This window comes from Streptomyces thermoalcalitolerans (assembly GCF_039525155.1).
Taxonomy (GTDB): domain Bacteria; phylum Actinomycetota; class Actinomycetes; order Streptomycetales; family Streptomycetaceae; genus Streptomyces; species Streptomyces thermovulgaris.
On the sequence record NZ_BAAAHG010000049.1, the window covers coordinates 37,471 to 46,795 of the forward strand.

The window sequence follows — 9,325 nt, forward strand, 5'->3', positions numbered from 1 at the left end:
CGGTAGGGAGCGCCACGGCTCCCTACCGCCCCTCGGTCGCATCAACCGCGTACGGCCATCCGCACAAACGCCGTCCACTGGTCAGCGGGAATGTTGAGAACCGCCGCATCTGGCCGCTTGGAGTCGCGGACCAGCACGGTCGTGCCCGTGCCCGCGACCTCGACGCAATCACCACCGCTGCCTGAGCTGTAGCTGCTCTTGAACCAGTTCAACTCACCAGCGGCAGGCTCGGGGCTGCTTGCCTTCATAGCTCTCCCAACAGCTTCTGGATGAAGGCCAACGACTCTCGGGGAGTGAGTGCCTGCGCTCGGAGAACGCCATACGTTGCTTCCAAGGGGCTGACCTTCTTGGGCTCGGTGTACAGGATGCTCGCCTCCTGCACCTCCATGTACCCAATCCTGCGCTGGTCTTTGGTATGGATCAACGTGAATGCACCGCCCAAGCCCGCATGTTCATCGCGCTCCGTCGGCATCACCTGCATCTCCACGTTGCGTTCGTGACCGTAGAGCAGCAGTTGCTCCAGTTGCCCCCGCAGCACCTGCCGCCCGCCTACGGGTCGACGAAGCGCCTGCTCCTCGATGACGAAGCTCAGCAGCGGGGCCGGACGTCGGGAGAAGAGCTTCTGCCGCTCCATCCGAGCGGCTACCCGCTGCTCAATGACCTCCGGGTCCAGCAACGGCCGCCACATGCTGAAGACCGCTCGCGCGTACTCCTCGGTTTGCAGAAGCCCTTTGACCACGTGGTTGTCGTACGCGTGCAGCTCGACCGCCTCGGCCTCCAACTCCGCGTACTGCCGGAAGAACGTCGGATACCGAGCCTTGGCCACTTCCTTCTTCATGGCCTTCAACACCCCCCGCGCCCCCGTCTGCTGATCAATCGCATCGATCAGCTCCGGCTTCGGGATCCGCCGCCCCTGCTCCACCGCCGCGATCTGCGCCTCGCCGTACCCGACCAGCTTGCCCAGCTGGGCCTGGGTCAGCCCGGCAAGTTCCCGGAAGAGCTTCACCTGGCGGCCGAAACAGCGCAGGAACCCCCCGCTGGGGTCCGCCTCCGCGGCCGCACCCGCGCCCGAGTCCGCACCCGACTCCATCCGCCTCGCCCCCTCTGCCTCGTGCCCATCACTCGCTGTGACTGCACGGTAGGGCGCGCGAGCATCCACCACGCTCCGACCAGGGCAACTTGCCTCGTACGGGTGAACGCCGTCCGCGAAAGCTTTCTTCACTCAACGCGTCCGCACGCACACGCTCCGTGCGGTACGGTCACCCTCGACAGCACGTCTTCCGTGCGCCTCGCCGGGCGTACACGAAGACGGCCCCCGCAACGGCAGCAACCCGTTCGCGAGGGCCTGAACCACCAGTGGAAGTTAGGGCTCCCACCGTGATCTACCGGCACTGTATCGCGCCTCCGCGCGCCTTCACTCGGTTCTCCCACGACCTCATCCGGCACCCGCGCCTGTCCTCGGACGCCGTCCGTCTTCTGACCTGGCAGCTCTCCCTCCCGCAGGGAGCGCGCGAGTCCCTGTCGCGCACCGCCGAACGCGCCCGTATCGGCGCAACGGCCTTCACCCGCGCCAAGCGCCAGCTCATGGAAGAGGGCTTCGTGCACGAGCAACGCGTGCAGGTGTCCGGTGGCCTCTGGGTGACCCAACAGCTCGTCTCCAGCGTCCCGTTGAGCCCCGGCGAGGCTGCCAAGATCCTCGCGCAGACGTCCGCGGCCGCCGTACCCCCTCCCGCCCCGGGGGACTCCGTGCCGCCGCAGGTCGCACCGAGTCGCCGTCATCCGGCCGTCGGTGTCCCGGCTCCCCGGCGCACCGACGGTCATCCCAGGAAAGACCCCGGGGAAAACACCTCCCACCAACCCCCCGAACCCCCCGCGGCCCGGACCGAGCCGCCCGCGCAGGAGGACGGGCCCACCGCCGCGCACCTGGAGGCGGCCCGCGCCCTCGTCGACGCCTTCCCGGCCCTCTCCCCCGACCTGCGTCACATCCCCCGCGCCATGCACGCCGAACTGACGCGTCTCACCGCGCGCTGGCTGGCCGCCAGCCACCCGCCCACCGCCGTCCGCCTGCACGTCCTGCGCGGCCTGCCCGACGACGGAACGCCCGTCCGCCGCCCCGGCGGTCTTCTGCGCCACCTCCTCCGTGACGTGCCGCCGCTCCTGCCCGACGACGCGACGTCGGAGCGCGCCACCGCCGCGGCCGGACCGCCCGAGGACACCCGCGCCGCGCAGCTCCACGGCCCCCGCCTGTCCGCCCGCCTGACGGGCGCCCGCGAGTGCGAGGGCGATCATCTGCAGCCGATGCTGTTCCGGCCGAAGGGAGACGAAACCCTCTGCCCCCGGTGCATCGAAGCAGCCGCAGCAGTGCACGAGAACCGTGAGCCGGAACTGTGCGGGGGTATGCGTATGGCCCTGCCTCCCACTCCTCGATAGCGTCTCTTCCGGGTGAAAGCCTGGGGGGTGAGCGGCACCATGGAGTCGGGCTCTGCGTACCGTGGCGCTAGGCCACAGGGGGGGGAGGAGGTGCGGCATGAGCGTTGAGCTCGAACTGAGGCTACGAGGCCCGCGCGCCGGCATGGACGCCCGGGAGTCGCTTCGGACCGTGCAGAGCGTGCTCTCGCTGCTGCACGAGCTGGAGAACAGCGAGACGGCGCGGTCGAGTCGCCACGGCACCCGCTGGTCCTTCAGTGACCTCAGGCTGGGCAGCCTGACCTGTGTCCTCGAGCCTCTGCGCATCGCCGAACACTCCGACTACCGGATCGTGGAGCGGGTGCTGCGGACCGCCGTGTCCGGGCTGGGCGAAGCCGAGACGGCGGAACGCATTCCGACCGGCTGGACCGCCCGTGCGGCATCGCTGGGACAACGGGTCACCCGCTCGCTCGGCGCATCGCCCGATGTCGGCATGTTCGTCGCGGTACGGGCGGACGGAGTCGAACTCCGGAGGGCCGAGGTCACCCAGAGGGCCGCCCTCCATCTGCAGGCCGCCACGCGTGCACGCCTGCGCACGTTCGGCTCGCGCCGGGGTCGTCTCAGCGGCCTGGTGGAGGGAAAGCACCGGCGTCCCCGGGCGGTACTGCGCACCGAGGTCGGTGGAGAGGTGATTCCCGTCTACTTCGGCGATGACCTGGACACCGAACTGCGGCGGGCCTGGCGGCGGGACCGGGTGGAGGTCACTGGCGAGATCACCGAGAACGCGCACGGACAGGTGATCCAGATGCGCGCGGCGGAGATCGAACTCCTCCCGACGGAGCCGCAGCTCTCGGACGACGACCTGCGAGCGGGCTTCTGGCCGGACATGACCGGCGGCCAGGACGCGGTGGACTATCTGGAGGCTCTGCGTGGGGGAAACTGACCGCCCCGAGTCGGTCTACTTGGACAGCAACTGCTTCATCGACTGGGCACAGGGCACGGAAAGCTCACGCGAGGCCGAAAGCATGCTGCGTGCCGCCAAAGCCGGGCACGTGAGGCTCTACACCTCCACCGTCACCTTTGCCGAGGCACGCGGCACCACCGCAAGCGCCCACCGGCTCCACATCCGGAACCTGCTTCAGGAGCCCTACATCACGCTGGTGGAAGTGACACGCCGAGTCGGTCTCCTCGCCAACGACATCACAGCCGAGAAGCCGAAGATCAAGGGCCTCGACGCCATCCACTTGGCATGTGCCGTCTTCGCCGGAGCCGAGGTCTACGTGACGCGCAACTTTCGCCACTTCACTCCGGGAGACACGTACAAGGGAGTAGTGCTGCGGACACCGTTCGAGTTCGGTGGCACCGGACTGTTCCCGGCTTCCGAGGTCGGCTGACCGGGCCGGGCGGAGCACCCGTGGCAGCGCTGGACCGGCAGGGGCGGACGGGCCCTCACCCCGACAAGCCCGACACCGTGGTGCCGGGCCGCCACAGGTCCCAGCCGTAGGGGTGTCGCACCTGGTGGCGGCGGGTGGAGCCGCGGGATCTTCGGTCCATGACGTTCTCCGCCAGCCGACAGCGCCCGCCGCTGCCCCCGCCCGCCGAGCAGCCGGTGTTCACCCTCCGTTTCACCGCCTCCCCGCGCGGTGCCCGCCTCGCCCGGCGGCTCGCCTCCCACCAGATGGACGCCTGGGGCTGGGGCTACGGCACACCCGTCCACGGCGCCGTGGAACTGGTCGTGGCCGAGCTGGCCGCGAACGCCGTCACCCATGGCCGCGTCCCGGGCCGGGACGCCGAGCTGCGGCTGAGCAGGGAGCCCGGGGGGTGCGTACGGGTCGAGGTGAGCGACACCCGCGGTGAGCGATGGCCCCGCACCGGGTCGGCCGGCGGGGAGCCGGACGGCGAGGCGGACGGCGGGCGCGGGCTGCTCCTGGTGGCCGCGCTGTCCGTGGACTGGGGCGTGTGCGAGCGGGCCGGGGGTGCGCCCGGGAAGACGGTCTGGGCGGTGATCGCGCCCACCATGGAGGCCGGCCCGGACCTCGCCGCCGTAGGAGGCCCGGACCTCGCCGCCGCAGGACGAGGACAGCCGCCGACGGCCGGGGGCGACGCGTCCACGACCTGAAACCCGTTCCGGAACCGGCCCGGTTCCGCGCACCCCGGCCCGTTGCCCCGGTCCGAGCTGGCACGATATGGAGGAGTTGTGTGGGGCGCGGGTTCACCACCCTGCCCCGAGGAAGCCCGGCCGCGGGGGGTGGCCGGGTGTGTGCTGTGGGGAGCGGGAGCGGCTGATGGCCAAAAGCGGCGGGACCGTCGTACTGAGGGACGTCCTCGACATCAAGGAGGACATCTACGCCGGCGACTTCAAGGTCGAGCTGTCCCAGGGGTTCGGCGGGCGCTCGGCGGGGCGGGTCGAGGAGTACGTGGTCACCCCGCAGCTTCAGGCGGAGTTCGACAAGGCGCTGAAACTGGTGCGCGGCGCGGTGCGGAAGAACGCGTCGTACGCCGCCTATCTGCACGGCTCCTTCGGCGCCGGCAAGAGCCACTTCCTGACCGTGCTGCACGCCGTCCTCAACGGGGACCCGGCGGCCCGCGCCAAGCCGCGGCTGCGGGAGGTCATCGCCGGGCACGACGAGTGGCTGCGCGGCAAGCGGTTCCTCATGGTGCCGTACCACCTGGTGGGCTCGGCCAACCTGGACGAGGCGCTGCTCGGCGGATATGTGCACACCGTGCGCGAGCTGCACCCGGACGCGCCGACCCCGACCGTGTTCCGCTCCGACGCCCTGCTCGCCGACGCCCGGCGGATGCGGGAGCGGCTCGGCGACGAAGCCTTCATCCGGCTGCTGCCCGACGACAGCGGCGGCGCGGGAGCGGACGAGGACGACGACGAGCTGAAGGTGATCGGCGCGAGCGGGGCGTGGACCCCGGCCGAGCTGGACGAGGGGTTCGCCGCGCCCGCCGGGGACCCGCGCCGTGAGCGGCTGGAGGCCGCGCTGCTCACCGGGCCGATGCAGTCCTACGCGAAGAGCGCGCGCGGGGACGCGGCCAAGTACGTGCCGCTGGAGAACGGCCTGTCCGTGATCAGCCGGCACGCCCACGGGCTCGGCTACGACGGCGTGGTGCTGTTCCTGGACGAGCTGGTGCTGTGGCTCCAGGCGCACATGCGGGACCGCACCTTCGTCAACAGCGAGATCCAGAAGCTGGTGAAGCTGATCGAGTCCGGTGACGCGGACCGGCCGGTGCCGATCGTGTCGTTCATCTCCCGCCAGCGCGACCTGTCCCAGCTGGTCGGCTCCGACGTGCTCGGCGCCGACGTCAAGGCGATGGAACAGGCGCTGGAGTACCTCAACGAGCGGTTCGAGATCATCAACCTGGAGGACCGCAACCTGCCGGAGATCATCAAGGAGCGGGTGCTGAAGCCGCTGCCCGGCAAGGAGGCGGTGCTGGAGGCGGAGTTCGCCAAGATCGACCGGACCGGCCAGCAGGTGAAGGACATCCTGCTGGACGGCAGCGGCGCCACGCACGCCGACTGGTCGGACTTCCGGGCCGTCTACCCGCTCTCCCCCGCCCTGCTGAACGTGCTGGTCGCGCTGTCCGGCGCGCTCCAGCGGGAGCGGACCGGTCTGAAGCTCGTGCAGCAGCTGCTGGAGCAGAACGCCGACGCCCCCGTCGGACAGCTCGTCCCGCTCGGCGACCTGTGGGACGTCCTCGTCGACGGCACGGGCGCCGCCTTCACCGACAAGCTCAAGCGGGAGTCGGAGGCGGCGGTGCGGTTCTACGCCAAGGCCCGCGGCCACCTGCTGGACAAGTACGGCTCGGACACGCACGCCGACTTCCGGGCCGACGACCGGTTCGTCAAGACGCTGCTGCTGGGCGCCCTCGCGCCGGACGTGCCCGCGCTGCGGCGGCTCACCGGGGCGCGGCTCGCCGCCCTGAACCACGGGTCGGTGCGGTCCCGTACCGTGCCCGCCGGTGATGTCGTCGTACGGCGGATGCGGGACCTGCAGGCCGCGTTCCCCTCCGAGGTGCGGTCGGACGGCGAGGCCGACCCGGTGTTCTCGCTGCACCTGTCCGACCTCGACATCGAGCCGCTGCTCGACGCCGTCGCCGAGGAGGACAAGGCCGGGGTGCGACGGGTGTGGCTGCGGGACCGGCTGTGGGAGGCGATCGGGGTCCGCGACGGGCAGTTCGTCGCCGAGAAGGAGATCGTCTGGCGGGGCACCCGGCGCATCGTCGAGTTCGTCTTCGGCAACGTGCGCGACCGGGCGGACCTGCCCGACGAGCAGTTCGTGCCCGCCACGCCGGGCAATGTGCGGTTCGTCGTCGACTACCCCTTCGACGACGGCGACCACTACCCGAGCGACGACTACCACCGTGTCGAGCAGCTGCGGAAGGACGGCGTCACCGCGCCCACGCTGGTGTGGCTGCCGGACTTCTTCTCCGAGCAGCGGCGGGCGCAGCTCGGCCGGCTGATGCGGATCAACTTCCTGCTGGAACGCGACCGGCTCGCCGACTACACCGGCACCTTCCCGCCCGACGACCGCGCCAAGATCAAACGGCAGCTGGAGGTGGCCCGCGACACCCTCACCGACCAGCTGACCGGGGCGCTCGCCGAGGTGTACGGGCTGGCCCGGCCGACCGACTCCAACCCGGGGCCCACGGTGTTCGACGAGCGCCATGTGCTGTCCCTGCAGCCGGAGTTCGCGCAGCCGAGGGAGGAGGGCGGCAAGGGGTTCGAGGCCAATGTGCTGCACCTGGCCGACGGCATGTTCTCCGCGCTGTACCCGAAGCACCCCGACTTCGGACTCGACCGGAACGGGCAGCGGAAGGCGGTGACCGCCGGGGAACTGCGGACCGCGCTGGAGTGGATCACCCGGGCGATGGACGAGGGCGGCCGGGCCAACAATGTCGACAGCCACCATCTGAAGACGGTGAAGCGGATCGTGGAGCCGCTGGAGCTCGGCACGGTCCACGACGGACCGCTCGTGATGCGGCAGGACTGGCGGACCCGGATCAACCAGGCCGCCGCCGCACACCAGCAGCGCGGCGACCTCGCCGTCGAGGACATCCGCGGCTGGATCACCAAGGATCTCGGGTACGGCGGGCTCGACAGGCTCACCGGCAACCTGCTCATCGCCGCGTATGCACTGCTCGACGACCGGGCGTGGGTGTTCCAGGGCGGGCCGGAGCGGGAGGCGCCCGCGCTGAGCGAGATCGGGTCCGGCTGGTCGCTGCGGGCGCAGCCGCTGCCCAGCGAGGAGGAGTACGCGGCGGCCCGGGACCGGGCGGCGCGGCTGTTCGGCATCGCCGTCAAACCCGCGTTGTACGCCCGCAACGTCAACCGGCTCGCCGACGAGCTGCGCGCCAGGGCGGAAGCGTGGGAGAAGGACGTCGCCGGAGTGCGGGTCTCGCTGGAGCGGCACGCGTCGCTGCTCGGTCTGGACACGCCCGGTGAGACGGCGCCGCGCACCGCGATCCTGCGCGAGGCGGCCGGACTGCTGGCCCGGCTCACCCGGCACGGCAGCGATGCCACCGCGCTGGTGCGCGAGCTGGCCGCCGCGTCCCTGACCGCCGGGGAGCGGGACCTGAACACCGCCATGGGCAGCGCGGGGGAGGTGCTGCGGGCGCTGGACGGCACGGACTGGCCCGCGCTCAGGAACGTCCACAGTCTGACCGCCCGCGAGGACGGCGTCGGCGACCGTGCCCGCCGGCTGTTCGCCGAGATCGCGCAGACCGCACGGGCGTCCGAGTTCGAGCGGTCCCTGGTGCAGGTGCTGCACGGGGTCCGGGACCAGGCCAACGCCATCATCAACGCGGCCCTCCAGGTGGAGAACGTGTTCGTCGAGCAGCGGCGGACCCCTGTGGGGGCGCAGGACGTACGGGTCACCGACCCGGAAGTGGCCACCAGCCACCCGCAGCCCGGGACCGGCGTCGTACCGCCGCGGCAGCCGGAGACGGAGCAGGTGCCCCCGGCCGGCCAGGCCGGGACGGCGGGCGGCGACGCCCGGCCGGGCACCGGGACGGGCGGGTCCACGCGGCCGCGTCGCTCCGGGCGCCGGCTGATCCCCGCCCACGGGGACGCCACCACGCTGGAGCGGCAGCTCGCAGTGGAGCTGGCAGCCGTGCAGGAGGAGATCCGGGCCTTCCGCGCCGCGCATCCCGACGCGGCTGTGGAGATCGTCTGGCAGCCGGTCGACACCCTCGACGGAGCCCGCTGATGCCGGCACGACCCGCCGCGGGACGGCGTGCCGTCGAAGTGCTGCTGAAGGCAGAGCTGCCGCACGCCGAAGGGCGGAGACTCGTGCTGGTCGACGCCGTGTGGGCGGGCAGCGACGCGGAACGGGACTTCACGGTCCAGGTCGACGGCGCCGCCCGCCGGGTGCACATCACCGACCAGGACTCGCCGCTCGGCATCGTCGACGCCTTCCGGCGGCACACCACCGAGACCGACCCCGACGGGGACAGCGTCCTCGTGGTCACCGGAAAGGTCCCCGCCGACCAGCTCAGCTGGGACCTGCGCGGGCACGCGGTGCGCCGCCGCCCGCTGGCCGTGGACCGCGCCGACATCGTCAAGCAGCTGTTCGGGGCGGGCGATCTGGACACCCGCATGGTGCGCGAGCACTGGCTGCTGGACGCGCTGCTGGAGGCCGAGCCGCCCGGCGGCTGGCCCCGGGTCGGCGCCGTCCTCACCCGTGACCGGGCCCTGCGGGCTCTGCTGGCCGCGCGGGTGGGGCTCGGGGACACCGGCTCCGACTCGCTGGACCTGGACGCCGACACCCTCTTCGACTGGAGCCGGACCCCGGCCGGGCCGCGCCGGTTCGCCGAGCTGCCCGAAGCCGAGCGGGCCGGTCTGGCCGAGTGGCTGGCGCAGGTGGCCGGGCCCGCCGCGCCCACGCTGCTGGCGCTGGCCGCCGACGGGCGGGGC

The 9,325-nt window shown here is 71.8% G+C and carries 7 protein-coding genes and 1 pseudogene; 6 read left to right on the plus strand and 2 right to left on the minus strand.

Annotated features, from left to right (window positions below; genetic code table 11):
- Window positions 1-41 precede the first annotated feature (41 nt).
- Entirely contained in the window at window positions 42-248 is a 207-nt protein-coding gene (locus tag ABD224_RS23280; protein WP_344053039.1) for a DUF397 domain-containing protein, read from the minus strand.
- A complete protein-coding gene (locus tag ABD224_RS23285) occupies window positions 245-1,090 on the minus strand; it encodes a helix-turn-helix domain-containing protein (protein WP_344053041.1) in 846 nt (281 codons plus the stop codon). Before ABD224_RS23285 ends, ABD224_RS23280 begins: the two co-directional genes overlap by 4 nt.
- 287 nt (window positions 1,091-1,377) lie before the next feature.
- On the opposite strand from ABD224_RS23285, the gene ABD224_RS23290 reads away from it, so the two are divergent.
- The 6 genes and pseudogenes from ABD224_RS23290 to ABD224_RS23315 all read left to right on the plus strand — a co-directional run.
- Window positions 1,378-2,430 carry a hypothetical protein gene (locus ABD224_RS23290; RefSeq protein ID WP_344053043.1) on the plus strand — a complete coding sequence of 351 codons (1,053 nt, stop codon included), beginning with the start codon at window positions 1,378-1,380 and terminating at the stop codon, window positions 2,428-2,430.
- A gap of 97 nt (window positions 2,431-2,527) precedes the next feature.
- A complete protein-coding gene (locus tag ABD224_RS23295) occupies window positions 2,528-3,349 on the plus strand; it encodes a hypothetical protein (RefSeq protein WP_344053045.1) in 822 nt (273 codons plus the stop codon).
- Window positions 3,350-3,368: 19 nt separating this feature from the next.
- Window positions 3,369-3,800: a type II toxin-antitoxin system VapC family toxin gene (locus ABD224_RS23300; RefSeq protein WP_344053048.1), complete on the plus strand. Its 432-nt coding sequence runs from the start codon at window positions 3,369-3,371 to the stop codon at window positions 3,798-3,800.
- A gap of 158 nt (window positions 3,801-3,958) precedes the next feature.
- Window positions 3,959-4,525 (plus strand): ATP-binding protein, encoded by a 567-nt coding sequence (locus ABD224_RS23305; protein WP_344053052.1) that lies wholly within the window; start codon window positions 3,959-3,961, stop codon window positions 4,523-4,525.
- A gap of 166 nt (window positions 4,526-4,691) precedes the next feature.
- Entirely contained in the window at window positions 4,692-8,618 is a 3,927-nt protein-coding gene (locus ABD224_RS23310; protein ID WP_344053054.1) for a BREX-2 system ATPase PglY family protein, read from the plus strand.
- Window positions 8,618-9,325: pseudogene (locus ABD224_RS23315) on the plus strand (BREX-2 system phosphatase PglZ); the annotation flags it as partial. The gene ABD224_RS23310 and the pseudogene ABD224_RS23315, both read left to right, overlap by 1 nt.